We start from the raw sequence: 26,000 nt of genomic DNA on the forward strand, positions 1-26,000 counted from the left end.
CTCAGGAGTCTCGTGGGCTCGGAGATGTGTATAAGAGACAGCTCCCACCCCACCCCCGCCTCCCCCCTCCCCACCGCCGCAGGCGTCAGCCCGACGGCCCCGCTCGCTCTCGCCCTGCCGCCGACGCACCACCACGGCGCCCAGGGCGCGACGACCCGCATACTGGTGCGCTCCGTACGGTCAGCGCCCTCTCCCTCTCCCAGCTGACCGGGCTCCCCACCGCGCCCCGATCCGCCTGGACGGTCAGGCGATACGCAGCCCCATGGAGCGCCTCTTGCTGCTCAGCCAACTCACGGTGATCTTGCTCCGCACGAAGACCTCCCTCCTCCCGCCCGCCCCGTCCCTTCGAGGTATCACCGCCTAGCTGCATGTCCGGTGGAATCGGCACACCGGTGAGCGGCAGCAGCCGTGACGGACCGCTCCTCCGCATGGACGGGGGAAGCAGGGTGAGCGGGTCGAGGTAGGTCTTCCCGCGCAACAGTCCCCAGTGGAGGCAGGGCTCATGGCAGTGGAATGGCCCCTGCTGGAGGACGCCCACCGACTGTCCCGCCTCCACCCGGTCGCCTTTGCGTACCGAGGCGTGCACCGGTTCGTACGTGGTGCGGAGTGGCTGCTCTCCGGTGCCGGACAACTGAACGGTGACCACGCCCCGACCTGCGACGACCCCGGCGAACGTGATCTCGCCGGGGGCCGCAGCCCGGACGGTCGCCCCCGGCGCCGCCGCCAGATCCACCCCGCGGTGCCCCGGTGCCCAGGGGGCGGGCGGTGGCTCCCAGCCGCGCAGAATCGTGGGCCGGGTTCCGGCTGGGCCGGTCACCGGCCAGGCGCGGTCGGCGGCGGCAGGCGCCGGAGCCTCCGTTGCCTGCGGAGCGGTGGGCCCGGGCTCCGCCGGTGACTCACCGCCTCCCGCGCTGGCGGCCGCCACCCCGGTGAACGCGGCGAGAGCGGCGAAGGTGGCGAACGCCGCCAGAGCGGCGAGCACCCCCCTGGCCGAAACCGCCGTGACCTGCAAGGGAGCCCCACGATCCGGGGCGAACGGCGCACTGCGCGACCGCGCGGGACCGGCCGTCGGAGCTTTCGCATGCAGGCCCGCTGCGGGCTCTGAGCGCCGCCTGTACCGGCGCACGATACGTACGCACCGCCCGACGCCGGACGCACCCAGCGCACGAGACCGATGGCCATGCACCGGCACGTCCCGCGAGCCTGGTCGGCCTGCCGACGCAGTGGCCACGCCGAGCTTCCTGGCGGGCCCCTCTCCGTCGGTGCTCCGACACCGGCGGCCTGGACGGTGCCCGCTCGATCGCGTCGTCCGCGTACGGCACCACGTACCCAGCGGATCGAAGCGGCGCACGCGCGGCGGCCGACGGCTGCCGAGGCAGGGCGGAGGAAGGTCTGCGGAGCGAGGGCCGGACAGGGACGAGGGGCGGAGGCGGCCGGGCAGGACGCGGAGGCGGGGGAGAGTCGGGAGAAGTCGCATGGTTCGACCGTGATGCAGTCCGAGCGAGCGCGGGGATCTTGGACCAGATCTGTGGGTAACCCGGCGTCTGTGGACAACCTCCTCACCCGATCCGGTGAGCCCCCGGACCCCAGGAGATACGCCTCGCCCCTGCGCTCTTCCCCTTCGACGAGGGCCCCGTAGTTCAGCGCCCGGTGACTCTCCGGTGACACCCGGCCGCGCCCCGCACGCGCCCGCCGCGAGGCCCCACGCCCGCGTACCCGCGCACCCGCACCGCGTGTCCCTCCCGCCGCCGCACACCCCTACCGCCCGCATGAGGCAAGACCAGCCGCCCCGCCCCATGCGCGAGCGGTCCCCCCCATGCGCCGTCTCCACCCACCCGAGAAGGTCCGCCACCACCCGCCCGGGAAGAATCACCGCGATCGGCGCACCCCGACGGCGCCCCGTGGCTCTCCCCGTAGCGCCCGGGCATGGGGCCTCCGATGCCGTCCGTGAGGTCCGGTGCAGGTGAGGCGGCACGGGGCGGCGCCGTGCGAAAGGCGTGTGTCGCTGAGCGCGTCGGCCGTCCCGTACACTTCTGATGGCGATCCGGGTCACCGGGTCGACTTCGCACGCCCCGCCGCCAGTGCATCAGTCCCTATCGGGCCGCACGGTGGCCGCGCCCCTCGGTCCTCGGACGGTTCCGCAAGGTTCCCTCCCCGGCAGGCGCGTCGGGGCGTCAGGCACCGCGGCCGACCGGCCGCAGTGGAACCGAGAAACACAAGGAGAACGGCCATGGCCGTCGTCACGATGCGGGAGCTGCTGGAGAGCGGCGTCCACTTCGGGCACCAGACCCGCCGCTGGAACCCGAAGATGAAGCGTTTCATCTTCACGGAGCGCAACGGCATCTACATCATCGACCTGCTCCAGTCGCTGTCGTACATCGACCGCGCCTACGAGTTCGTCAAGGAGACCGTCGCCCACGGCGGCTCGGTCATGTTCGTCGGCACCAAGAAGCAGGCCCAGGAGGCCATTGCCGAGCAGGCGACCCGCGTGGGCATGCCCTACGTGAACCAGCGCTGGCTCGGCGGCATGCTGACCAACTTCTCGACCGTCTACAAGCGCCTGCAGCGCCTGAAGGAGCTCGAGCAGATCGACTTCGAGGATGTGGCCGCGTCCGGCCTCACCAAGAAGGAGCTGCTGGTCCTCTCCCGCGAGAAGGCCAAGCTGGAGAAGACCCTCGGCGGTATCCGCGAGATGCAGAAGGTGCCCAGCGCCGTCTGGATCGTGGACACCAAGAAGGAGCACATCGCCGTTGGTGAGGCCCGGAAGCTCAACATTCCGGTCGTCGCGATCCTCGACACCAACTGCGACCCCGACGAGGTCGACTACAAGATCCCGGGCAACGACGACGCGATCCGCTCCGTCACCCTGCTCACCCGCGTGATCGCCGACGCCGTCGCCGAGGGCCTCATCGCCCGTTCCGGTGGCGCCGAGGCCAAGGGTGAGAAGGCCGCCGGCGAGCCGCTGGCCGAGTGGGAGCGCGACCTGCTCGAGGGCGACAAGAAGGCTGACGAGGCCCCCAAGGCTGACGAGGCCCCCAAGGCCGAGGAGAAGCCCGCCGAGGCCGAGGCCGCGGCCGAGGAGAAGCCGGCGGCCGACGCCGAGCAGGCCTGACCTCAGACCGGTTGACGACGGCGGGGGACGGTGCCACAAGCACCGCCCCCGCCGTCCACCCGTAGATCTTTCGACTTTCGAGAAGAGAATCACAGATCATGGCGAACTACACCGCCGCTGACGTCAAGAAGCTCCGCGAGCTCACCGGCGCCGGCATGATGGACTGCAAGAAGGCCCTGGACGAGGCCGAGGGCAACGTCGACAAGGCCGTCGAGGCGCTGCGCATCAAGGGCCAGAAGGGCGTCGCCAAGCGCGAGGGCCGCTCCGCCGAGAACGGCGCCGTGGTCTCCCTGATCGCCGACGACAAGACCTCCGGCGTTCTCGTCGAGCTGAAGTGCGAGACCGACTTCGTCGCCAAGGGCGAGAAGTTCCAGGCCGTCGCCAACGAGATCGCCGCGCACGTCGCCAAGACCTCCCCGGCCGACATCGAGGCGCTGCTCGCCTCCGAGATCGAGGCCGGCAAGACCGTCCAGGCGTTCGTCGACGAGGCCAACGCCAACCTGGGCGAGAAGATCGTCCTGGACCGCTTCGCGCAGTTCACCGGCGGCTACGTCGCGGCCTACATGCACCGCACCATGCCCGACCTGCCCCCGCAGATCGGTGTCCTCGTCGAGCTCGACAAGGAGAACGCCGAGGTCGCCAAGGGCATCGCCCAGCACATCGCCGCGTTCGCGCCGAAGTACCTGGCCAAGGACGACGTCCCGGCCGATGTCGTCGAGGCCGAGCGCCGCGTCGCCGAGGAGACCACGCGCGCCGAGGGCAAGCCCGAGGCCGCCCTCCCGAAGATCGTCGAGGGTCGTCTCAACGGCTTCTTCAAGGACGCGACGCTGCTCGGTCAGCCCTACGCGCTCGACAACAAGAAGTCGGTCGAGAAGGTCCTCCAGGAGGCCGGTGTCACCCTGAAGCGCTTCTCGCGCATCAAGGTCGGCATCTGAGCGAGCCGGAACGCCCCGCACCACCGCGACCGGCCGCCACGGCCGACCACCGGGTGCAGGGCAGCGAATGACCCGCGGCCCCATTAGGGTCGTACGCAGTCGGCCGCACACCGGCCGGCCGCAGATGTGACGAGGAGGCCATTGCCGCACAGGGATCTGGACCAGACCCACGGCAATGGCCTCCTTCGTATGTGTACGAGGAGAGCTTCACATGAACCACGGTGCCGACGGCTCGGATAAAGCCGGCAATCCCGACAGCGGCGGGAAGGGACGCTTCCTGCTCAAGCTGTCCGGCGAAGCATTCGCCGGCGGCGGCGGACTCGGCGTCGACCCCGACGTCGTCCACGCCATCGCCCGCGAGATCGCCGCCGTGGTACGCGACGGCTACGAGATCGCCATCGTGATCGGCGGCGGCAACTTCTTCCGTGGCGCCGAACTCCAGCAGCGCGGCATGGACCGGGCCCGCTCCGACTACATGGGCATGCTCGGCACGGTCATGAACTGCCTCGCCCTCCAGGACTTCCTGGAGAAGGAAGGCATCGACTCCCGCGTCCAGACCGCCATCACCATGGGGCAGGTCGCGGAGCCGTACATCCCGCTGCGCGCCGTGCGCCACCTGGAGAAGGGCCGCGTCGTCATCTTCGGCGCCGGTATGGGCATGCCGTACTTCTCTACCGACACCACGGCCGCCCAGCGCGCCCTGGAGATCGACGCCCAGGCCATGCTGATGGGCAAGAACGGCGTGGACGGCGTGTACGACGCCGACCCGAAGAAGTACCCCGACGCGGTCAAGTTCGACGCTCTCGAATACGGCGAGGTCATCACCCGTGACCTGAAGGTCGCCGATGCCACCGCGATCACGCTGTGCCGTGACAACAAGCTTCCGATCCTCGTCTTCGAACTGCTCGCCGAGGGCAACATCGCGCGTGCGGTGAAGGGTGAGAAGATCGGCACGCTCGTCAGCGATCAGGACACCCGGGCCTGACGGCCCCAACTGCCGCGTGGGCACGGGGCCGTCGCCCCGCGCCCCGCGGCACCTCCCGTGCACGGGGACGAGACCGGCACGGGGATGGACAACCGCCTGCCGGTCGGACACCGTGCAGGAGTGGACGCGCGGCAGGGGCGAGGCTCTGCTTCTTACGAATAAGACCAGGAGCAAGTGGTGATCGAAGAGATCCTCCTCGAAGCCGAGGAGAAGATGGAGAAGGCCGTCGTGGTCGCCAAGGAGGACTTCGCCGCGATCCGCACGGGGCGTGCGCACCCGGCGATGTTCAACAAGATCGTGGCGGACTACTACGGTGCGATGACGCCGATCAACCAGCTGGCGTCGTTCTCGGTCCCGGAACCGCGGATGGCCGTCGTGACGCCGTTCGACAAGAGCGCCCTGCGCAACATCGAGCAGGCGATCCGTGACTCGGACCTCGGTGTCAACCCGAGCAACGACGGCAACATCATCCGTGTGACGTTCCCCGAGCTGACCGAGGAGCGCCGCAAGGACTACATCAAGGTCGCCAAGACCAAGGGCGAGGACGCGAAGATCTCGATCCGCAGCGTCCGCCGCAAGGCCAAGGAGAGCCTGGACAAGCTGGTCAAGGACAAGGAGACCGGCGAGGACGAGGTCCGCCGCGCGGAGAAGGAGCTCGACGACACCACCGCGAAGTACGTCGCGCAGGTGGACGAGCTGCTCAAGCACAAGGAATCCGAGCTCCTCGAGGTCTGATGAACGAGTCATCCTGGGGCTCCTCGCCCGGCGCCGGTTCCTGGGGACCGGCGCCGGACCACGGGGCGGCCCCCGCGCCGCATGGGGCGGCGTCCCCCGCTGCGGCGGGGCACTCATACGACGGGGGAGCGGTCGCCCGGACCCGTCCGCTGCCCGTCGTGCCCGACACCGGTGGACACCAGGACGACGACCGGGACCACCGGGGCCCCCGGGATGACCCGAACCACCGGGACGACCGGGGGGCCACTCGCCTGAGCGGCCCCCTGTTCCGCGACGAAAAGCCGCAGGAGCCCATGGCCACGCCTTTCCCCGGTTCCCCCGGGCCCGATGGCTCGACGGACCCGCAGAAGCCTCATTCGACGGAGCCGGAGAAGCCCAAGAAGAAGAGCGCGGGACGTAATCTGCGCGCCGCGATAGGGGTGGGCGTCGGCCTCGGCGTGGTCATCCTCGCCTCCCTCTTCGTCTACAAGCCCGTCTTCATCGGCGTGATAGCGGTCGCCGTCGTCGTGGGCCTGTGGGAGCTGACCGCGCGCCTCGCGGAACGCAAGGACATCCAGGTTCCGCTGATCCCGCTCGCCGTCGGCGGCACCGCCATGGTGATCGCCGGGTACGTCCGCGGGGCCGGTGGCGCATGGGCGGCGATGGCGCTCACCGCCCTCGCCGTTCTGGTGTGGCGGATGACGGGGAAGCCGGAGAACTACCTGCGGGACGTCACCGCGGGCGTGTTCACCGCGTTCTACGTCCCGTTCCTCGCCACCTTCGTCGCCCTGATGCTCGCCGCCGACGCGGACGGGCCGCAGCGGGTGCTGACGTTCCTGCTGCTGACCGTCGTCAGCGACACCGGCGCGTACGCCGTGGGGTGGCGGTTCGGGAAGCACAAGCTCGCGCCCCGGATCAGCCCGGGCAAGACGCGCGAGGGCCTGGTCGGCGCCGTGCTGTTCGCGATGGTCGCCGGTGCGCTGTGCATGGAGTTCCTGATCAAGGGCGGTGCGTGGTGGCAGGGGCTGCTGCTGGGCCTCGCCGTCGCCGCCAGCGCCACCCTCGGTGACCTCGGCGAATCCATGATCAAGCGGGACCTCGGCATCAAGGACATGGGCACCCTGCTGCCGGGCCACGGCGGCATCATGGACCGGCTCGACTCCCTGCTGCCCACCGCCCCGGTCGTCTGGCTGCTCTTCGTGATCTTCGTGGGCGCCGGGTGACCGCCACGCCCCACGCCTGACACCGCCTCCGTCACCGCGTGACGGGAAGCCCCCTGCCGACGGGAAACCGTGGGCAGGGGGCTTCCGCGTGTGCGCACGGGGCGGGTGCGTGGGGCGGGGCGGCCGCCCCTGACCCCATGCGCGAGGCCCCATGCGTACGGGGTGACCGCCCCCACCCTCGGGACGGCCCGGCCCGCCCCGGGGGTCTGCGACACTGGATGCACCATGCCGAAGCCCGGAGAACTCACCTTTGTCGCGCCGCGTGGGGCCAAGAAGCCCCCGCGGCACCTCGCCGATCTCAGCCCCGTGGAGCGCCGTGAAGCGGTGGCCGCGATCGGGGAGAAGCCGTTTCGCGCCAAGCAGCTGTCGCAGCACTACTTCGCGCGGTACGCGCACGACCCGGAGCAGTGGACGGACATCCCCGCCGCCGCACGGGAGAAGCTGGCGACGGAGCTGCTGCCCGAGCTGATGAGCGTGGTGCGGCACATCTCCTGCGATGACGACACCACCCGCAAGACCCTCTGGAAGCTGCACGACGGCACCCTCGTCGAGTCGGTGCTGATGCGGTACCCGGACCGCGTCACCATGTGCATCTCCTCGCAGGCCGGCTGCGGGATGAACTGCCCGTTCTGCGCCACGGGGCAGGCCGGTCTGGACCGTAACCTCTCGACGGCGGAGATCGTCCACCAGATCGTCGACGGCATGCGGGCGCTGCGCGACGGCGAGGTGCCCGGTGGCCCCGCGCGGCTGTCCAACATCGTGTTCATGGGCATGGGGGAGCCGCTCGCCAACTACAAGCGGGTCGTCGGCGCCATCCGGCGGCTCACCGACCCCGAGCCGGACGGCCTGGGGCTGTCCCAGCGCGGTATCACGGTGTCGACGGTCGGGCTGGTTCCGGCGATGCTGCGGTTCGCCGACGAGGGCTTCAAGTGCCGCCTCGCCGTCTCGCTCCATGCGCCCGACGACGAGCTGCGCGACACGCTGGTGCCGGTCAACACCCGCTGGAAGGTCCGTGAGGTCCTCGACGCGGCGTGGGAGTACGCGGAGAAGTCCGGCCGCCGGATCTCCATCGAGTACGCCCTCATCCGCGACATCAACGACCAGGCATGGCGCGGTGACCTGCTCGGACGGCTGCTCAAGGGGCGGCGCGTCCATGTGAACCTCATCCCGCTGAACCCGACGCCCGGGTCGAAGTGGACCGCCTCACGGCCCGAGGACGAGCGGGCGTTCGTCCGGGCCATCGAGGCGCACGGCGTGCCGGTGACGGTGCGCGACACACGGGGCCAGGAGATCGACGGGGCCTGCGGGCAGCTCGCCGCCTCCGAGCGCTGAGTCCCGCGCTGGTACCGTGTGATCGAACAAATGCACATTCCGACAGGGGAGCGCCACAGCGCTGAGAGTGCGGGGAGACCGTAGCGATACGGGGGACCCGCAGACCCTTGAACCTCGCCCGGGTCATTCCGGGTAGGAAGTTCGGTCATCACTCATGCTGTTGCGCCCCGTGCGGCGCCGCACGGCACGCGTTCCGACGCGCCCCGTGCGGCGCGGCGCGGGGCCGCGTCTCTTCCTGGCCAGCCAGGAGGAACATCAGTGGGTCACACCAACCGCACCACCACCCGCAGAGCCGCCGTGGCCGTCACGGTCGCCGCCGCCACCATGGGCGGACTCGCCGCCTGCGGCACCTCCGGCGATGACGCGGCGGACGCCAAGACCGTCACGCTCGTCAGCCACGACTCGTTCAACGCCTCGAAATCGGTGCTCGCCGACTTCGAGAAGCAGAGCGGCTACAAGGTCCGCATCCTCAAGGGCGGCGACGCGGGCAAGGCCGTCAACCAGGCGATCCTCTCCAAGGACAACCCACAGGGCGACGTCTTCTTCGGCATCGACAACACCCTGCTCTCACGCGGCCTGAAGGCCGGGATCTTCGCCCCGTACCGCGCCAAGGGGCTCGACACGGTGCCGGACGCACTCCAACTGGACAAAGCCGGGCACCACGTCACCCCGCTCGACTACGGCGACACCTGCGTCAACTACGACCGCGCGTACTTCACCGCACACCACCTCGCGCCGCCGAAGAGCTTCGACGACCTGATCAAGCCGCAGTACAAGAACCTGCTGGTCACCGAGAACTCCGCGACGTCCTCGCCGGGGCTCGCCTTCCAGCTCGGCACCATCGCCGCGTACGGCCAGGACGGCTGGCAGGACTACTGGAAGAAGCTCAAGGTCAACGGCGTGGAGGTCGTCGACGGCTGGGAGCAGGCGTACAACGAGCGCTTCTCGGGCTCCGCCGCGGGCAAGGGCGACAAGCCGCTGGTCGTCTCGTACGCCTCCAGCCCGCCCGTCGAGGTGCTCGGCAAGAAGCCGGAGCCGAAGCAGGGCCCGACCGGCGTGGCCACCGGCACCTGCTTCCGCCAGATCGAGTTCGGTGGCCTGCTCAAGGGCGCGAAGAACGAGAAGGGCGGCAAGGAGCTGCTGGACTTCCTGCTGAGCCGGAAGTTCCAGGAGGACATGCCGCTCCAGATGTTCGTCAACCCGGTGCGTAAGGACGCCGCCGTGCCCGCGCTGTTCACCAAGTACGGCGCGACGATCGACAAACCGGCCACGGTCGCGCCCGAGACGATCACCGCGCACCGCGAACAGTGGATCAAGCAGTGGTTCTCGCTCGTTCTGAAGTGACCGCACGGGGCCGCCGCCCCATGCGCGCCACCGCGGTGCGCATGGGGCTGCTGGCCCTGCCGCTCGTCTTCTTCGCGCTGTTCTTCGCCTACCCCGTCGCCGCGATCGTCGGCCGCGGACTCCGCGACGGCGGCCACTGGCAGTTCGGCCGGCTCACCGCCGTCCTCGGCGACCCGGACATCCTGCACGTCCTGTGGTTCACGCTCTGGCAGGCAGCCGGCTCCACCGCCCTGACGCTGCTCGTCGCCCTCCCCGGGGCCTACGTCTTCGCCCGCTTCGACTTCCCCGGCAAGCAGCTGCTGCGCGCCGTCGTCACCGTCCCGTTCGTCCTGCCCACCGTCGTCGTCGGCTCCGCCTTCCTCGCGCTGGTCGGCCGCGGCGGGCTCCTCGACGACCTGTGGGGGGTGCGGCTGGACACCACGGTGTGGGCGATCCTGCTGGCGCACGTCTTCTTCAACTACGCCGTGGTCGTCCGCACCGTGGGCGGCCTGTGGAGCCAGCTCGACCCGCGGCAGGAGGAGGCCGCGCGGGTGCTCGGCGCCGGGCGGTTCGCCGCATGGCGCCGGGTGACGCTGCCCGCGCTCGGCCCCGCCGTCGCCGCCGCCGCGCTGATGGTCTTCCTGTTCACCTTCACCTCGTTCGGCGTGGTGCAGATCCTCGGCGGCCCCACCTTCTCCACGCTGGAGGTGGAGATCTACCGGCAGACCGCCGACTTCCTCGATCTGCCCACCGCCGCCGTCCTGACCATGATCCAGTTCGTCGCGGTGCTGGGCCTGCTGGCGTTGCACGCCTGGACGGTACGGCGCCGCGAAACCACCCTCCGCCTCGTCGACGCCGCACGCACCGCGCACCGGCCACGGGGCGGCGGGCAGTGGGCGCTGCTGTGGGGCACCGTCGCCGTGGTCCTGGTGCTCCTCGTGGCCCCGCTCGTCGTCCTCGTCGTACGCTCCTTCGCCGGTCCGGACGGCTACGGGACGGTCTTTTACGCCACGCTGGGCTCCGCCGCGTCCGCGGACAGCACCTTCGCCGTCGCCCCGCTCGACGCCCTGTGGAACTCCTTGGCCTACGGCGCCGCGGCCACCGCCATCGCGTTGGTGATCGGTGGGCTCGCCGCCGCCGCGCTCACCCGACGGGGCGGCCGCCTGGTGCGCGGCTTCGACGCGCTGCTGATGCTGCCGCTCGGGGTGTCCGCGGTGACCGTCGGCTTCGGCTTCCTGATCACCCTCGACAAGCCGCCGCTGGACCTGCGCTCCTCCTGGTGGCTGGTGCCGCTCGCCCAGGCCCTCGTCGGAGTGCCGTTCGTGGTGCGTACCATGCTGCCGGTGCTGCGCGCCGTCGACGGGCGGCTCCGGGAGGCCGCCGCCGTCCTGGGCGCCTCCCCGTGGCGCGTGTGGCGGGAGGTCGACCTGCCCATGGTGCGCCGCGCCCTGCTGATCGCCGCGGGCTTCGCCTTCGCCGTCTCCCTCGGCGAGTTCGGCGCGACGGTGTTCATCGCCCGCCCCGACCACCCGACCCTGCCGGTGGCCGTGGCCCGGCTGCTGGGCCGCGCCGGGGAGCTCAACTACGGGCAGGCGATGGCCCTGTCCACGCTCTTGATGGTGGTGTGCGCCGGGGCCCTGCTCGCCCTGGAACGCCTCCGCACCGACCACTCCGGGGAGTTCTAGATGACCGCCACCACCACGGACCGGCCCACCGAACGCCGTGATCTGCTGCGCCTGGACGGGGTGACCGTCCGCTTCGGCGGGCAGGGGGCACCCGCCGCGCTCGACGCCGTCGATCTGGGCGTCGCCGCCCACGAGATCGTCTGCGTCCTCGGGCCGAGCGGCAGCGGCAAGTCGACCCTGCTGCGGGTGGTCGCCGGGTTGCAGTCGGCCGACGCCGGGCGGGTCGTCCTGGAGGGACGCGATCAGGCCCGGGTGCCCACGCACCGGCGCGGCGTCGGCCTGATGTTCCAGGACCATCAGCTGTTCCCGCAGCGTGATGTCGCCGGGAACGTCGCCTTCGGCCTGCGGATGCGCGGGGCGCGCCGCGCCGAGCAGGACCGCACCGTCGCCGAACTCCTCGACCTGGTGGGCCTGCCGGGGGCCGCACGGCGCGCCGTCGGGTCGCTCTCCGGCGGCGAGCAGCAGCGGGTCGCCCTCGCCCGGGCCCTCGCCCCACGCCCCCGGCTGCTGATGCTCGACGAGCCGCTCGGACAGCTCGACCGCGGGCTGCGCGAACGTCTCGTCGTCGAACTGCGGGACCTCTTCCGCACACTGGGGACGACGGTGCTGGCCGTCACCCACGACCAAGGGGAGGCGTTCGCACTGGCCGACCGTGTCGTCGTCATGCAGAACGGCGGCATCGCGCAGACCGGCACACCGCTGGAGGTCTGGCAGCGCCCCGCCACCGAGTTCGTCGCCCGGTTCCTCGGCTTCGACAACGTGGTCGAGGCGACGGTACGGGGCGGGGTGGCCGAGACCGCCTGGGGCAAGGTGCCGGTGCCGCACGGTGCGGCGGACGGGGCGTGCCGACTGCTGGTGCGCCCGGCCGGGGTCCGGCTCACCGAGCCTGAGGACGGCCTGCCGTGCACCGTCACCTCCCGCACCTTCCGCGGTACGCATGTGGCCCTCCTCCTCCAGCCGACCGACGGCCCGCAGCTGGAGGCGGCCTGCGCACTCGGGGACGCGCCGGAACCCGGGCAGCGGGTGGGGGCGCGGTTCGTACCGGAGGACGTGGTGGTGCTGGGGGCGACGCGGGAGGGAACGCCGGGCGACGGCGGGCCTGCGTCGGGAACGCCGGGCGTCGAAGCAGTGGGGGAGCGGTCGGAGTAGCGGAGCACGAGGACGTGGCGGTTCGGGCATGAGGCGGGCCGTGCGGGGTGGACTGCATGGGGCGCGGGCCGCATGGGGCGGACTGCATGGGGCGCCGCCGCTCGGACGGAGCTGGGGCATGGCCCCATGCGGCCCGCCGCCCCATGCAGCCGGTGGACCCGGAACGCATGCGCACCATCAGTGACCCGACGCGTGCCTCATGCGCGCATCGGTCGACCCGCCCCGTGGCGGCGTCAGCGTCGCGCCACGTCCTCGGGGAGACTCCGTCCCGTGTCCCCTGGATCTCCCGTGTCGCGGGTGCTGTCCGCATCGCCCGGAGGGATCGCGGTGAGGTCCGTTTCCGAGGAGCCGAACCAGGCGACGGCCACCGCTCCGGCGACCGCGAGGACGAAGCCGAGGACGGCCACCCAGGCGAAGCCGGGGCGGGAGGCGTCACCGAGCCACAGCACGCCGAGGATGCCGGGCACCACCGTCTCGCCGACCACCAGCGCCGCCGTCGCACCGTTCACCGAGCCGATCTGCAACGCCACGGTGTGCAGATACATGCCGCCGAGGCCCGCCACGAGGATCGCGTAGAGGGCCGGGTCGCTCAGCAGGGTCGGCAGGTCGAACGGGGCCACGCCGTTCAGGACGCGTACGCCGACGCCGAGTGCGCCGAAGCCCAGGCCGGAGAGCAGACCGGCGGGGATGGCCGCGCGGGCGCCGAGCAGCCGTACGACGAGGGTGCCGACGCCGATCAGCAGCACGGACGCGGCCAGCAGCCACCAGTGGGTGGCGAGCGGGGTGGCGCCGCCGCCCTCGTGGCCCGCGGCGGTGGCCAGCAGCACCAGCGCCGAGCACACCACGGCGATCGACGTCCACTCGGGGCGGGTCAGCCGGATGCCCAGCATCCTGATGCTCAGCAGCGCGGTGATCACCAGGTTGGCGCTGATCACCGTCTGGGAGAGGAACAGCGGCAGCAGCCGCGCGGCCAGCGCGCCCAGGACGAAGCCGAGGAAGTCCAGGCCGGTGCCGACGAGAAACTCCCAGGTCACCGCGGCCTTCGCGGTCGACGAGAGACTGGGGCCGCCGTGCTGTGTCACACCGGAGGAAGGGGCCACGGCCCCTTCCTGGCGGGCGGATCTGCGCGACCCCACCGCCTGCAGTACGGACCCCGCGCCGTAACAGGCGGAGGCCGCCACGGCGGTCACAAGACCGATGATCACCACGTGCTCCGTTCGCGCCCGTCCGCCGCACCGTGGCTCGCCCCGATACCGCGGGCGTGCATCTCACCACTGCGTTACCCGGCCATGCAGACGTGCTTTCGGGTGGACGGGTTGCTTCTACGGGGCGGACGGATGTCCCGGGCAGGACTCCAGGCGGGCACGGTCATGGACGCATGGGGCGGAGCGGGTGCCCGGACCGGGCCGCGCGCCCGCCCGTTCCCGAGCCGCTCTGGGCGCCGTTCGGACGACCCGCGTGCATGGGGCGCAACGCATGGTGCGCAGCGCATGGGGCGGGGTTTGCATCACGCCCCATGCCCGCGCCCCACGCCCCGCCCCATGCCCATCCGCTCCGACCTCACCGCACCAACGGCACCGTGGCCAGTTCGGCCACGCCCCAGGTGAGGGGGGCCAGGACGAGTACCAGGGTGGCGGCGCGGAGGGTGGCGGCGCGGCGGAGGAGGGCGGCGGGGGCGCCGAGCCTGCGGAGGGCCGCGGTGGCGTCGGCCCGTGCGGCGCGGGACTCCAGTCCGGCGGCGAGCGCGCTCGCCAGGACGCAGCCCAGTACGACGGCCGCACCGACCGCGGTCAGCGGCCCGAACGTCTCCAGCGGCGCGGCGCGGAACACCTTCATGGCGGCGTAGCCACCCGATGCCACCGCGCACAGCACCCCGATGGGGCGGCCGATCCGCCGCGCCTCTTCCTGGAGCACCCGCCCGGCCAGCAGCCGGAGCGCGCCGGGACGGCCCGCGCACAGCAGCCGTCCGCACAGGTGCACCAGGCCCGGTCCCGCCAGGACCAGCCCCACGGCGGACAGTGCCCACCCGGCCAGGACGCCCGGGGGACTGCCCACCAGGCGGCCCGGCAGCGGCAGCAGACCGGAGCCCGTGGCCGCCCCGCGCCCCGCGTACGTCTCGACGGTCAGCCCCACCGCCGTCAGGGCGATGCCCCACGGCAGGCCGGACGGGGCGGCGGGCGCCGTGCGGGGCGCCCCGTCGGCACCGTCGTCCGGCTCCGCCTCCGACGGCGCGGGCGTCGGCGCCGGAGGGGCCTCGCGCGGACGCAGCGCCAGGGCGGTCGCCCCGGCCATGACCAGCGGCACCAGCGCCAGCAGCAGCGTCGTCCCGGCGATCGGCAGCGGGTGCCCCGCGCCGAGCAGCTCCGTGGCGACCTTCGGCCACGGCGCGGCGCCGAGACCGCCGCGGAGCCGGAGGAAGACCAGCAGCGCCGCCACGGCTCCCAGCACGCCGGTGAGCGCGGTGGAGACGGCGGCGAGCAGCGTCAGCCGGAACGGGCCCAGCCCCGCCGCCGCCATGCCCCGTTGGAGCCGCGCGGCGGGATCCGTACGCGCCACCGCCACCGCGAGCTGCGCGGTCGCGGCGAGCGGCGCCAGACACCACAGCAGCCGCACCGCGGCCTGGCCGGAGTCCGTGGGGTGCGCGGTGGCGTGGCCGAGGGTGGCCAGCAGCAGGAATCCGGTGCCCCCGGCCGCCGCGGCGACGGCGGCGCGCCGCGCCAGCACCAGGGGGCGCGTACCGCGGGCTAGACGGAGAGCGAGCACGCTGCCCTGCTTTCCGCGTCGGGGGCGGAGACGGCGCCGCCGCTGGACCGGCGGCCGTCGAGGAGGGCGACGGTGCGGTCGGCGAGGGAGGTCGCCTCCGGGTCGTGGGTGGCGAGGACCACGGTGATCTGGTGCGAGCGGGCCGCCGTGGTGAGGGTGCGCAGCACCTGGGTGGCGTCCGCACGGTGCAGCGGCGCGGTGGGCTCGTCGGCGAAGAGGACCTGCGGCGTGGTGGCCAGTGCGCGGGCGATGGCGACGCGCTGCCGCTGCGACTGGTCGAGCTGCGCGGGGCGGCGGCGGGCGCAGTCTCCGACGTCGAGCCGGTCCAGCCACTCGGCCGCGGTGTTCCGCGCGGCGCGCCCGCCCTCGCCGCGCAGCAGCAGCGGCAGGGCGGCGTTCTCCCCGGCGGTCAGTTCGGCCACGAGGTGGGGCTGGGTGTCGATCCAGCCGAAGCGGTCCAGGCGCAGCCGCTCGCGGTGGCGCGCGGCGAGGGTGTGCACCAGTGAACTGTTGAACCACACCTCGCCCTCGGACGGGGCGAGTTGGGCGGACAGGCAGCGCAGCAACGTCGTCTTGCCGCTGCCGCGCGGGCCGGTGACGGCGAGGATCTCCCCTTCGCGGACGCCGAGGGAGACTCCGGCGAGTGCGGTGCCGGTGCCGTAACTGTGGTGCAGGCCGCGGGCCCAGAGAATGTCGTTGTCAGGCGGGGCCACCATCTGCGCACCTCTTGCGTTCGCGTCCGTTCGTTCCCCCGACCGGGTGAACGACCATGGAGGGTATCGGTCACTGGCACGGTAAGGACTGCGGACCCCCATGATTCGGCGCTGGGCATGCACAACGGCCCGAATTCACCCCTATGGCTTCTCTTGAGCGAATTCGGGCCGCATGATCTTCGATTGTGCAAGCTTCTGCTCGACGCCGGACCGGAACGGACCGGAGCGGCGCGGGGGATCAGAGCTTGGTCCACGCCTCCGTCAGCACGGTGCGCAGAATCTGCTCGATCTCGTCGAAGACCGACTGGTCGGCGATGAGCGGCGGCGCCAGCTGGATGACCGGGTCACCGCGGTCGTCGGCACGGCAGTACAGACCGTTGTCGTACAGCGCCTTGGACAGGAAGCCGTACAGAACGCGCTCGGTCTCCTCCTCGTTGAAGGATTCCTTCGTGTTCTTGTCCTTGACCAGCTCGATGCCGTAGAAGAAGCCGTTGCCGCGGACGTCGCCGACGATCGGCAGGTCGTGGAGCTTCTGGAGGGTCGAGAGGAAGTTGCCCTCGTTCTCCAGGACGTGCTTGTTCAGGCCCTCGCGCTCGAAGATGTCGAAGTTGGAGAGCGCCACGGCGGACGAGACCGGGTGGCCACCGAAGGTGTAGCCGTGCAGGAAGGTGTTGTCGCCCCGGTAGAACGGCTCGGCCAGGCGGTCGGAGATGATGCAGGCGCCGATCGGGGAGTAGCCCGAGGTCATGCCCTTGGCGCAGGTGATCATGTCCGGGACGTAGCCGAACTTGTCGCACGCGAACATCGTGCCCAGACGGCCGAACGCGCAGATGACCTCGTCGGAGACGAGCAGCACGTCGTACTGGTCGCAGATCTCGCGGACGCGCTGGAAGTAGCCGGGGGGCGGCGGGAAGCAGCCACCGGCGTTCTGCACCGGCTCCAGGAAGACCGCCGCGACGGTCTCGGGGCCCTCGAAGAGGATCTGCTGCTCGATCTGGTCGGCGGCCCAGCGGCCGAACGCCTCGGGGTCGTCGCCGTGGATCGGGGCGCGGTAGATGTTGGTGTTGGGGACCTTGTGCGCGCCGGGGACCAGCGGCTCGAAGGGCGCCTTCAGGCCCGGGAGGCCGGTGATCGACAGGGCGCCCTGCGGGGTGCCGTGGTAGGCCACCGCGCGGGAGATCACCTTGTGCTTCATCGGCTTGCCGGTGAGCTTGAAGTACTGCTTGGCGAGCTTCCAGGCGGTCTCGACCGCCTCACCGCCGCCCGTGGTGAAGAAGACCTTGTTGAGGTCGCCGGGGGCGTAGTCGGCCAGACGCTCGGCCAGCTCGACGGCCTTGGGGTGGGCGTAGGACCACACCGGGAAGAAGGCCAGTTCCTGCGCCTGCTTGGCGGCGGTCTCGGCCAGCTCCACCCGTCCGTGACCGGCGTTGACCACGAAGAGGCCGGCCAGACCGTCGATGTAGCGCTTGCCCTTGTCGTCGTAGATGTTGGTGCCCTCGCCGCGCACGATCGTCGGCACGGGGGCGTTCTCGTACGACGACATGCGGGTGAAGTGCATCCACAGGTGGTCGTACGCCGTCTTGGAGAGGTCGGCGCTCATTGCTATCTCGTTCCCCAGGTGTAGGTCTGCTTCCGGAGCTTCAGATAGACGAAGCTCTCGGTCGTCCGGACGCCGGGCAGCGTGCGGATCCGCTTGTTGATCATTTCCAGCAGGTGGTCGTCGTCCTCGCAGACGATCTCGATCAGCAGATCGAAGGAGCCCGCCGTCATGACGACGTACTCGACCTCCTCCATGCCGGTGAGGGCATCGGCCACGGGATCGAGGTCGCCCTCGACGTTGATGCCGACCATTGCCTGCCGCCGGAAGCCGACCGTGAGGGGGTCGGTGACGGCGACGATCTGCATCACGCCTTGGTCGAGCAGTTTCTGTACGCGCTGGCGTACGGCTGCTTCGGACAGGCCGACGGCCTTGCCGATCGCGGCGTACGGACGGCGCCCGTCCTCCTGGAGCTGCTCGATGATCGCCAGGGAGACGGAATCGATCGACGGGGTGCCGGTTCTGTCACGTCTGTCGTGACTGTTGCGGGGGGCCACGTCCCTCACTGTGCACGAGCCTCGTCGGTCTCGCAACCCGTGAGCGATGAAATCAGTTGTGCTGCGATCAATTCTTCACTGATTCCGTTGTTAGGGAGTGGCGGGTGTGTCGAAAGCGTCGCCTTCATGGCTAGGGTGGGTGTCTCAACCACCGGACATCTGATTGAAGGGGGCGCACAGTGACCACCGCACTGCGTCGTCTGCGCAACTACATCGACGGGGAGTTCCGGGACGCCGCCGACGGCCGGACCACGGAGGTGGTCAACCCGGCCACGGGCGAGCCGTACGCCACCGCCCCGCTCTCCGGGGCCGCCGACGTGGACGCGGCGATGGCCGCGGCCGAGGCCGCCTTCCCCGCCTGGCGCGACCTGATCCCCGCCGAGCGCCAGAAGGTCCTCCTCAAGATCGCGGACCGCTTCGAGGAGCGCGCCGAGGAGCTGATCGCCGCCGAGTCCGAGAACTGCGGCAAGCCGGTCGCCCTCGTCCGCTCCGAGGAAATCCCGCCGATGGTGGACCAGATCCGCTTCTTCGCGGGTGCCGCCCGGATGCTGGAGGGCCGCTCCGCCGGCGAGTACATGGACGGCTTCACGTCCATCATCCGCCGCGAGCCGATCGGCGTCTGCGCCCAGGTCGCGCCGTGGAACTACCCGATGATGATGGCCGTGTGGAAGTTCGCCCCGGCGCTCGCCGCGGGCAACACCGTCGTCATCAAGCCCTCCGACACCACCCCGGCCTCGACCGCCCTCATCGGCGAGATCATCGGCTCCGTGCTGGACGAACTGGGCCACTCCCGCGGCGTGTTCAACGTCGTCTGCGGCGACCGGGAGACCGGCCGCCTGATGGTCGAGCACCCGGTGCCCGCGATGGCCTCCATCACCGGCTCCGTGCGCGCCGGTATGCAGGTCGCCGAGTCCGCGTCCAAGGACCTCAAGCGCGTCCACCTGGAGCTGGGCGGCAAGGCCCCGGTCGTGGTCTTCGAGGACACCGACATCCCCAAGGCCGTCGAGGACATCTCGGTCGCCGGTTACTTCAACGCCGGTCAGGACTGCACCGCCGCGACCCGGGTGCTCGTCCACGAGTCCATCCACGACGAGTTCGTCGCCGCGCTCGCCAAGGCCGCCTCGGAGACGAAGACCGGCGCGGTCGACGACGAGGACGTGCTCTACGGCCCGCTGAACAACGCCAACCAGCTCAAGCAGGTCAAGGGCTTCATCGAGCGGCTGCCCGCACACGCCAAGATCGAGGCGGGCGGCGAGCAGGTCGGCGAGAAGGGCTACTTCTTCGCCCCGACCGTCGTCTCCGGCCTCAAGCAGGACGACGAGATCATCCAGCACGAGGTGTTCGGCCCGGTCATCACCGTCCAGTCGTTCCGCGACGAGGAGCAGGCCCTGGAGTGGGCCAACGGCGTCGAGTACGCCCTCGCCTCCTCGGTGTGGACCAAGGACCACGCCCGCGCCATGCGGATGTCCAAGGCCCTCGACTTCGGCTGCGTGTGGATCAACACCCACATCCCGCTCGTCGCCGAGATGCCCCACGGCGGCTTCAAGAAGTCCGGCTACGGCAAGGACCTCTCCGCGTACGGCTTCGACGACTACACCCGCGTCAAGCACGTGATGACGTCGCTCGACGGCTGACGGGACGGGGCTGACGGCCTTGCCCCATGCGGGGCGCCCCGTGCGTGGGCGCCCCGTGCGTGGGGCGGGGTACGCCTCGTGCGCGGGCGGAGAACGTCCCGCGGCTCTCGTAGTCAGTGGCCCCATGCGCCGCGCGTCATGCGCGGGGCATGGGGCCGTGTGCGTTGGTGGGTGGGGCGTCTGCCGGGGAGCGGCCCGGGGTGTGGGGTGGGGCCTCGTGGGGTCTGCCGGTTCGGTGCGTGGTGCGGTGCGCCATGCGGGGACGGGGCGCTGTGCAGGGGGCGTTTCGTGTGGGGGGTTCCGCATGGGGCGCTCCGCCTCATGCGGGAGCTGGGGCTTCCCCTCGTGCGTGCCGGGCGCCGGGTGCCCCGTGCGGGCCGGTGCCGGGTGCCCCATGCGTGCGGGGGCTGAGCGCCCCATGCGCAGCGCCCCATGCACAGCGCCCCATGCGGGGCTTCGCCCGGCAGACCGTCGCGGGTGGGGGACCGGCAGTTGACGTTCTGTCGGCTTGCCGCCGCCGTCCGGGAGGCATGAGAGTGCACGCCATGTCGGAACTCACGCGGCGTTCGCTGCTCCGGGGCACTTTCGGAATCGGTACGGCGGCGGCGCTCGCCGGCCTCGCCGGATGCGGTGTGCCGCCCGCCTATGTACGGGCCGCCGACCGCGCGGCCCCCGACCGTTCGGCGGCCGACCACCGGCTCGTCTTCGCCAACTGGCCGCTGTACATCGACGTCGACGACCACGACAAGCAGCGGCGGCCCACCCTCGACGCGTTCCGGCGGCGGACCGGGATCGCCGTGACGTACACCGAGGAGATCAACGACAACGACGAGTTCTTCGGCAAAATCGGCCCCGCGCTCATGAACCACCAGCCCACGGGGCGCGACCTGGTCGTCATCAGCGACTGGATGTGCGCACGCTACGTCCGCCTCGGCTGGGTCCAGGAGATGGACCGCACGGCGCAGCCGCATGTCGCCCGCAACCTGGATCCGCAGCTCGCGTCCCCGTCGTTCGACCCCGACCGCAGGCACAGCGTGCCCTGGCAGTCGGGCATCACCGGCATCGCCTACAACCGCCGCCGCCTCGGCCGTGAGATCCGGAGCGTCGCCGACCTGTGGCACGACGACCTCCGGGGCCGGATCAGCCTGTTCTCCGGGATCGACGAGGCGTTCGCCATGCTGCTCCAGGGCGAGGGCGTCGACATCACCCGCTGGCGGCCCGACGACTTCCACCGGATGACCGACCGGCTGCGCCGTCTCGTCGCACGGGGCCACATCCGCCGGTTCACCGGCAACGACTACATCAAGGACCTGGACTCCGGCGACGTGATCGCCGCCCAGGCGTACTCCGGCGACGTCATCCAACTGAAGGCCGACAACCCGGACATCGCCTTCGTGGTGCCCGAGGAAGGCGGCGAACTGTGGGCGGAGAGCATGATGATCCCCAACCTGGCGTCCCACAAGCGCAACGCCGAGCAGCTCATCGACCACTACTACCGGCCCGACATCGCCGCCGAGCTGGCCGCCTGGGTCAACTACGTCTGCCCCGTACCGGCCGCCCGTGAGGTCCTGGCCGCCTCCAAGGACAAGGAGCGCGCCGCCCTCGCCGAGGACCCGCTGATCTTCCCCGACACCGCCATGCGCAAGCGCCTCGCCACCGCCCGCGACATCACGGCGGCGGAACGCCCCGCCCTCGCGGGGGAGTGGAACGCGATCGTGGGGCTGTGAACGCCGCGCGGGACGAGCGCATGGGGCGGCGACGGAGCGTTAACGGGGCGCCGCCCCACGCGATACGGGGCGGAGTGTTGCGGGGTACGGGGCGCCGCGGGCCCCGTGCACGAGGCACCGGCCCCATGCGCGCCGCGCCGCGGGGCCCATGCGCAGGTAGGGTGCGGCGCCAGCCGCCCCGTGCGCAGGCAGGGTGTGGGGCCCGCCGCCCCATGCGGGTGCCGTCCCAGGGGCGGTTCGTCCGGCGGGTTCCCGCCGTACGGGGCAGGCCCCCGCCCGGCGTCAGGCGCGCCGCGCCGCCGCGTAGGCGTCGATCTCGGCGGACAGGCGGGCCTTGGCCGGGGCGTCCATGAAGGACGCCGTCACCGCGTTCTTCGCCAGCGCCGCGACACCGTCCGTGTCCAGGTCCAGCAGCCGGGCGGCCACGCCGTACTCGGCGTTGAGGTCGGTGCCGAACATGGGCGGGTCGTCGCTGTTGACCGTGAGCAGCAGCCCCGCGTCGGCCATCGCCTTGATCGGGTGCTCGTCCAGCGTGCGCACCGCGCGGGTCGCGATGTTGGACGTGGGACAGACCTCCAACGGGATGGCATGCTCGGCGAGATGGGCCAGCAGCTTCGGGTCCTGGACGGCGCTGGTGCCGTGCCCGATGCGTTCGGCGCGCAGTTCGTGGAGCGCGTCCCAGATGGTCTGCGGCCCCGTGGTCTCCCCGGCATGGGGCACGGAGCGCAGCCCCACCGCGCGAGCACGGTCGAAATACGGGGCGAACTGGCCCCGCGGCACGCCGATCTCGGGCCCGCCGAGCCCGAACGACACCAGCCCCTCGGGCTGCAGCTCACAGGCGATCCTCGTCGTCTCCTCGGCCGCCGCCAGGCCCGCCTCGCCGGGAATGTCGAAGCACCAGCGCAGCACCACGCCCAGCTCCGCCTCCGCCGCCTTACGGGCGTCCTCGATCGCCTCGACGAACGCGGCGTCCGGGATACCGCGACTGGTCGAGCTGAACGGGGTGACGGTCAGTTCCGCGTACCGGATGTTCTGCCGCGCCATGTCGCGGGCGACCTCGTACGTCAGCAGCCGGACGTCCGCCGCGTCACGGATGAGGTCCACGACGGAGAGGTAGACCTGGATGAAGTGCCGGAAGTCGCGGAAGGTGAAGAAATCGGCCAGCGCCTCGGGGTCCGTGGGGACCGCGGAGTCCGGATGCCGGGCGGCGAGTTCCGCGACGATCCGGGGGGAGGCCGATCCGACGTGGTGGACATGCAGCTCCGCCTTGGGCAGGCCCGCGATGAAGGCATCGAGATCGGACAACGTTCCTCCTGGTCAGTGGCGCAGCGATGTGCGGAGACGCCCGTCATCGTATGCGGCACCACGGCGCCGTCCGAGGGCCGGTCTTCCCCCTGACAGAACCTCCGCAATGGGGGAGCACCGTGGCCGAGAACGACAGGAAGCCGAGCCGATTCCGCAGTGGGGCCTGCGGCGGCCGTCCGGCCCGCCAGGCGGGTGCGCGCCGCCGGGGACGGTCCTGTCGCCGGAGTGGTACCGCTGGGTGCGGATGTTCGCCCCGGCGCCGTGCTCTCCGCGGCGGGGCACGCCCGGGACGTGTGACGCCGTTCGGTACGGGGAGCCTTGCGCCTTACGCCGCCCCCGTCTCCGTCTCCGTCTCGTCGAGTCTGCGGCGAGCCTCCATGAGGGCGAAGCCGAGGAGGTTGGGGCCCCGCCAGCGGGCCGGGTCCGCGGCCCGCTCGTCGTCGGCGGCCAGGCCGATGCCCCAGATACGGTCCACCGGACTGGCCTCCACCAGGACGCGGCGGCGGGTCGCCCGCAGGAAGTCGCCCAGCGCGGGATCGCTGCCGAACTTGTGCACACTGCCCTCGACGACCAGCGCGAAGCGGTGCTCCTGCCACCGCGCGTCGTCGAAACCGCGCACCGTGCGCCCCGCGGCCTTCGCCTCCCCCGGATGGCGCGCCTCGACGGCCCGCCGCTCCGCCTCGGCATCGCCGAACAGCCGGGCCTTGCCCGCCATCATCCAGTGCTCCGCGGTCGCGTAGGTGACACCGTCGACGGTGAACGGGGCGGGCCACCACTGACTGAGGCAACTCGGCCCGAGCGCACCGTCGCGGCGCGGGGCATGACCCCAGAAGTGGATGTACCGGAAGCGCCGCCCCGCGGCCACCGCCCGGCGCAGTGCGGGCAGATCCGGAGGGAGGTCGGCGGCGTCGTTCCGTGCGGTCCCCGTCGCGTCGTGCATCATGCCGGGATTCTGTCAGCGGGCACCGACAACGTGTCGGGCGCCCGCACGACGGAATTCGCAGAATTCGTCGCGTGACCAAAAGGAAACTACGGAATCCCTTGTTGGGCACCAGGGGCTCTGTCAGGATCGGCCATCATTTCCGCAATGAGCTACGCCCGGTCGTGCCGTGGAACGGCTCTGGACCGGCTCAGGAGAGCACCATGGATCAGCGATTCGATGTGTCCGAGCGGTTTGCCGAGGGTGCGCAATTCATCGACGGACGGCTTCGGAGCGGCACATCGGGCCGCACCCAGGCCGTGGTGGACCCGGCGACCGGTGAGCAGATCCACACCTATGCGCTGGCCGGAACCGGCGACGTGGACGCCGCGGTCGACGCCGCGCGCCGTGCCTTCCCCGCATGGAGCGGCGCCACCCCGGGGGAGCGCTCCGACACGCTGCACCGCTTCGCCGCGGCGCTCGCCGAGGACTCCGCCGACCTCGCCTACGCCGAGTCGCTGAACTGCGGAAAGCCCCTCAAGCTCAGCGAGGAGTTCGACGTTCCGGGCTCCGTCGACAACGCGGCGTTCTTCGCGGGTGCCGCCCGCCACCTGGAGGGCAAGGCCGCGGCGGAGTACAGCCCCGACCACACCTCCGCCGTGCGGCGCGAGGCCGTCGGCGTCGTCGGCTCCATCGCGCCCTGGAACTACCCGCTCCAGATGGCCGCGTGGAAGGTGCTGCCCGCGCTCGCCGCCGGGAACACCATCGTCCTCAAGCCCGCCGAGATCACCCCGCTGACCTCCCTGATGTTCGCGCAGGCCGCCACCCGCGCGGGGCTGCCGGACGGGGCCCTGAACATCGTCTCCGGCGCGGGGCGGGACGCCGGTGAACACCTCGTCGGCCACCCCGACGTCGCGATGACGTCGTTCACCGGCTCGACCGCCGTCGGCAAGCGTGTCGCCGAGGTCGCCACGGCCACCGTCAAACGCCTCCACCTCGAACTGGGCGGCAAGGCTCCGTTCGTGGTCTTCGACGACGCGGACCTGGAGGCGGCCGTGCACGGGGCGGTCGCCGGTGCCCTGATCAACTCGGGCCAGGACTGCACCGCGGCGACCCGGGCGTACGTCCAGCGCCCCCTGTACGACGCGTTCGTGGCCGGTGTCGCCGACCTCATGGCGACCGTACGGGTCGGTGACCCCTTCGACCGCTCCACCGACCTCGGCCCGCTCATCTCGCACGCCCAGCGTGACCGCGTCGCCGGTTTCGTCGACCGGGCCCGCGCCTACGCCACCGTCGTCACCGGCGGCGAGGCGCCCCAGGGCGTCCTGGCGAAGGGCGCGTACTACCGGCCCACCCTGATCACCGGTGCTCCCCAGGACAGCGAGATCGTCCAGTCGGAGATCTTCGGCCCGGTGCTGGTGGTGCTGCCCTTCGACAGCGACGACGAGGGCATCGCGCTCGCCAACGACACCCCCTACGGGCTCGCCGCCTCCGCATGGAGCCGGGACGTGTACCGCACGGGGCGCGCCACCCGCGAGATCAAGACCGGTTGCGTGTGGGTCAACGACCACATCCCGATCATCAGCGAGATGCCGCACGGCGGCGCCAAGGCATCCGGCTACGGCAAGGACATGTCCGCCTACTCCTTCGAGGAGTACACGCAGGTCAAGCACGTCATGTACGACATCACCGGGACGGCGAGGAAGGACTGGCACCGGACCGTCTTCGGAGACCGGGCGTAACTCCGCTACGGGGCGTGCGGCGCGAGGCGTACGCAGTGGGGCACGGGGCTGCCGCAGGGCGCTTGCCGCAAGGGGCGCCGGGCGGGACGTCCGGCGCCTGTGTGGCGGGTGCCGCATGGGGCGGGCGCCCCATGCGGGCCGCACCGGCGGGACGGACACCGCGCGTCGGCGCCCCATACGGTGCCCTCAAACCTCGCGTACGCGCCTCGCCTTGGGCCCGCTCGGGGCGCGCCGCCTCTGCCGTCGGCTGCACGGGAGGCGCCGGGCATGGGGCGCCGGGCATGGGGCGCCGGGCATGGGGCGTGCCGCGTGGCGCCCCGCATGAGGCCGGAGCGGCGGGGCCCGGCCCGGCACAGGTCGTACGGCGAGGACAGATGGCTGACGGCGCGCCATGCCGGTGGCGTCGGCGAAGGGGCCCGTGCCCCGCGCCCCGTGCACGGGATCGCCGTACCGGTACGGCCTCGACCCCCGTCGGGATCCCGGCGCCCCGCCTCTGTGCGAGGAGCCCGCTCCGCCCCATGCGCCCCGCCCCGTCCCCGTGCACGGGGACGAGGCAAGCACGGACCCCAACGCACCACCTCCACCCCACCAACAGGCCCCCACACCCCCGTGCACCGCGAGCGCCCCACACACCGTGCCCCACGC

General features: G+C 71.7%; 20 protein-coding genes. 12 read left to right on the forward strand and 8 right to left on the reverse strand.

The genetic code is table 11. The features are described 5' to 3' along the window. Nucleotides 1-85: 85 nt before the first annotated feature. Nucleotides 86-1,798 (reverse strand): peptidoglycan DD-metalloendopeptidase family protein, encoded by a 1,713-nt coding sequence (locus IF23_RS35545; protein ID WP_342667944.1) that lies wholly within the window; start codon nt 1,796-1,798, stop codon nt 86-88. Between the two features lie 432 nt (nt 1,799-2,230). Between IF23_RS35545 and rpsB the strand changes: the two genes are divergently transcribed. The 9 genes from rpsB (at nt 2,231) to IF23_RS0129800 (ending at nt 12,458) form a co-directional block, all read left to right on the forward strand. Then, complete coding sequence (gene rpsB, locus IF23_RS0129760; RefSeq protein WP_030289220.1) at nt 2,231-3,112, forward strand: 30S ribosomal protein S2; 882 nt, start codon at nt 2,231-2,233, stop codon at nt 3,110-3,112. A gap of 98 nt (nt 3,113-3,210) precedes the next feature. Further along, entirely contained in the window at nt 3,211-4,047 is an 837-nt protein-coding gene (gene tsf / locus IF23_RS0129765) for a translation elongation factor Ts (protein WP_030289222.1), read from the forward strand. Between the two features lie 211 nt (nt 4,048-4,258). Beyond that, entirely contained in the window at nt 4,259-5,032 is a 774-nt protein-coding gene (gene pyrH, locus IF23_RS0129770) for a UMP kinase (protein WP_030289223.1), read from the forward strand. A 177-nt stretch (nt 5,033-5,209) separates the two neighbouring features. Beyond that, entirely contained in the window at nt 5,210-5,767 is a 558-nt protein-coding gene (gene frr, locus IF23_RS0129775) for a ribosome recycling factor (RefSeq protein ID WP_030289224.1), read from the forward strand. Beyond that, nucleotides 5,767-6,969 carry a phosphatidate cytidylyltransferase gene (locus IF23_RS0129780; protein ID WP_030289225.1) on the forward strand — a complete coding sequence of 401 codons (1,203 nt, stop codon included), beginning with the start codon at nt 5,767-5,769 and terminating at the stop codon, nt 6,967-6,969. The genes frr and IF23_RS0129780 overlap by 1 nt, the downstream gene beginning before the upstream one ends. Before the next feature lie 225 nt (nt 6,970-7,194). Beyond that, on the forward strand, nt 7,195-8,301 hold the full coding sequence (gene rlmN, locus IF23_RS0129785) for a dual-specificity RNA methyltransferase RlmN (protein ID WP_030289228.1): 1,107 nt from the start codon (nt 7,195-7,197) through the stop codon (nt 8,299-8,301). 324 nt (nt 8,302-8,625) lie between these two features. Continuing rightward, nucleotides 8,626-9,645, forward strand: a complete 1,020-nt coding sequence (locus IF23_RS0129790; protein ID WP_051739990.1) for a thiamine ABC transporter substrate-binding protein — start codon at nt 8,626-8,628, stop codon at nt 9,643-9,645. 20 nt (nt 9,646-9,665) lie between these two features. Next, nucleotides 9,666-11,309, forward strand: a complete 1,644-nt coding sequence (locus IF23_RS0129795) for an ABC transporter permease (RefSeq protein ID WP_245655160.1) — start codon at nt 9,666-9,668, stop codon at nt 11,307-11,309. Then, entirely contained in the window at nt 11,310-12,458 is a 1,149-nt protein-coding gene (locus IF23_RS0129800) for an ABC transporter ATP-binding protein (protein WP_078654359.1), read from the forward strand. Nucleotides 12,459-12,691: 233 nt separating this feature from the next. Here the strand turns inward: IF23_RS0129800 and IF23_RS0129805 are convergent, their stop codons facing one another. The 5 genes from IF23_RS0129805 to IF23_RS0129825 form a co-directional block, all read right to left on the reverse strand. Further along, complete coding sequence (locus tag IF23_RS0129805; protein WP_051739988.1) at nt 12,692-13,663, reverse strand: DMT family protein; 972 nt, start codon at nt 13,661-13,663, stop codon at nt 12,692-12,694. Between the two features lie 355 nt (nt 13,664-14,018). Continuing rightward, nucleotides 14,019-15,221 (reverse strand): hypothetical protein, encoded by a 1,203-nt coding sequence (locus IF23_RS0129810; protein ID WP_030289237.1) that lies wholly within the window; start codon nt 15,219-15,221, stop codon nt 14,019-14,021. Beyond that, nucleotides 15,203-15,937 (reverse strand): ABC transporter ATP-binding protein, encoded by a 735-nt coding sequence (locus IF23_RS0129815; RefSeq protein WP_030289239.1) that lies wholly within the window; start codon nt 15,935-15,937, stop codon nt 15,203-15,205. Before IF23_RS0129815 ends, IF23_RS0129810 begins: the two co-directional genes overlap by 19 nt. Nucleotides 15,938-16,172: 235 nt before the next feature. Continuing rightward, complete coding sequence (locus IF23_RS0129820; RefSeq protein ID WP_030289241.1) at nt 16,173-17,534, reverse strand: aspartate aminotransferase family protein; 1,362 nt, start codon at nt 17,532-17,534, stop codon at nt 16,173-16,175. 2 nt (nt 17,535-17,536) lie between these two features. Beyond that, the gene (locus tag IF23_RS0129825) at nt 17,537-18,028 is read right to left on the reverse strand and encodes an Lrp/AsnC family transcriptional regulator (protein WP_030289243.1); all 492 of its coding nucleotides are present in this window, start codon (nt 18,026-18,028) and stop codon (nt 17,537-17,539) included. Between the two features lie 179 nt (nt 18,029-18,207). Here IF23_RS0129825 and IF23_RS0129830 point away from each other — a divergent pair, with 179 nt between their 5' ends. Both IF23_RS0129830 and IF23_RS0129835 read left to right on the forward strand, forming a co-directional pair. Then, nucleotides 18,208-19,662 (forward strand): gamma-aminobutyraldehyde dehydrogenase, encoded by a 1,455-nt coding sequence (locus tag IF23_RS0129830; RefSeq protein ID WP_030289244.1) that lies wholly within the window; start codon nt 18,208-18,210, stop codon nt 19,660-19,662. Between the two features lie 545 nt (nt 19,663-20,207). Then, nucleotides 20,208-21,389: a polyamine ABC transporter substrate-binding protein gene (locus IF23_RS0129835; RefSeq protein WP_030289245.1), complete on the forward strand. Its 1,182-nt coding sequence runs from the start codon at nt 20,208-20,210 to the stop codon at nt 21,387-21,389. Nucleotides 21,390-21,671: 282 nt separating this feature from the next. Here the strand turns inward: IF23_RS0129835 and IF23_RS0129840 are convergent, their stop codons facing one another. Beyond that, nucleotides 21,672-22,694 carry an adenosine deaminase gene (locus IF23_RS0129840; protein ID WP_030289246.1) on the reverse strand — a complete coding sequence of 341 codons (1,023 nt, stop codon included), beginning with the start codon at nt 22,692-22,694 and terminating at the stop codon, nt 21,672-21,674. Between the two features lie 325 nt (nt 22,695-23,019). After that, nucleotides 23,020-23,637: a riboflavin biosynthesis intermediates N-glycosidase gene (locus IF23_RS0129845; protein WP_030289248.1), complete on the reverse strand. Its 618-nt coding sequence runs from the start codon at nt 23,635-23,637 to the stop codon at nt 23,020-23,022. 200 nt (nt 23,638-23,837) lie between these two features. On the opposite strand from IF23_RS0129845, the gene IF23_RS0129850 reads away from it, so the two are divergent. Further along, nucleotides 23,838-25,355: a gamma-aminobutyraldehyde dehydrogenase gene (locus IF23_RS0129850; protein WP_030289250.1), complete on the forward strand. Its 1,518-nt coding sequence runs from the start codon at nt 23,838-23,840 to the stop codon at nt 25,353-25,355. Nucleotides 25,356-26,000 lie beyond the last annotated feature (645 nt).

The sequence above is a fragment of the Streptomyces catenulae genome (genome assembly GCF_000718015.1).
Classification (GTDB): Bacteria; Actinomycetota; Actinomycetes; order Streptomycetales; family Streptomycetaceae; genus Streptomyces; species Streptomyces catenulae.

Bases quoted from the DNA above. Each gene is read 5' to 3' on its own strand.
- IF23_RS35545 (WP_342667944.1), bottom strand. From the start codon at position 1,798: ATGGGGCGGGGCGGCTGGTCTTGCCTCATGCGGGCGGTAGGGGTGTGC.
- rpsB (WP_030289220.1), top strand. From the start codon at position 2,231: ATGGCCGTCGTCACGATGCGGGAGCTGCTGGAGAGCGGCGTCCACTTC.
- tsf (WP_030289222.1), top strand. From the start codon at position 3,211: ATGGCGAACTACACCGCCGCTGACGTCAAGAAGCTCCGCGAGCTCACC.
- pyrH (WP_030289223.1), top strand. From the start codon at position 4,259: ATGAACCACGGTGCCGACGGCTCGGATAAAGCCGGCAATCCCGACAGC.
- IF23_RS0129780 (WP_030289225.1), top strand. From the start codon at position 5,767: ATGAACGAGTCATCCTGGGGCTCCTCGCCCGGCGCCGGTTCCTGGGGA.
- rlmN (WP_030289228.1), top strand. From the start codon at position 7,195: ATGCCGAAGCCCGGAGAACTCACCTTTGTCGCGCCGCGTGGGGCCAAG.
- IF23_RS0129790 (WP_051739990.1), top strand. From the start codon at position 8,626: ATGGGCGGACTCGCCGCCTGCGGCACCTCCGGCGATGACGCGGCGGAC.
- IF23_RS0129795 (WP_245655160.1), top strand. From the start codon at position 9,666: ATGCGCGCCACCGCGGTGCGCATGGGGCTGCTGGCCCTGCCGCTCGTC.
- IF23_RS0129800 (WP_078654359.1), top strand. From the start codon at position 11,310: ATGACCGCCACCACCACGGACCGGCCCACCGAACGCCGTGATCTGCTG.
- IF23_RS0129815 (WP_030289239.1), bottom strand. From the start codon at position 15,937: ATGGTGGCCCCGCCTGACAACGACATTCTCTGGGCCCGCGGCCTGCAC.
- IF23_RS0129820 (WP_030289241.1), bottom strand. From the start codon at position 17,534: ATGAGCGCCGACCTCTCCAAGACGGCGTACGACCACCTGTGGATGCAC.
- IF23_RS0129835 (WP_030289245.1), top strand. From the start codon at position 20,208: ATGTCGGAACTCACGCGGCGTTCGCTGCTCCGGGGCACTTTCGGAATC.
- IF23_RS0129845 (WP_030289248.1), bottom strand. From the start codon at position 23,637: ATGATGCACGACGCGACGGGGACCGCACGGAACGACGCCGCCGACCTC.
- IF23_RS0129850 (WP_030289250.1), top strand. From the start codon at position 23,838: ATGGATCAGCGATTCGATGTGTCCGAGCGGTTTGCCGAGGGTGCGCAA.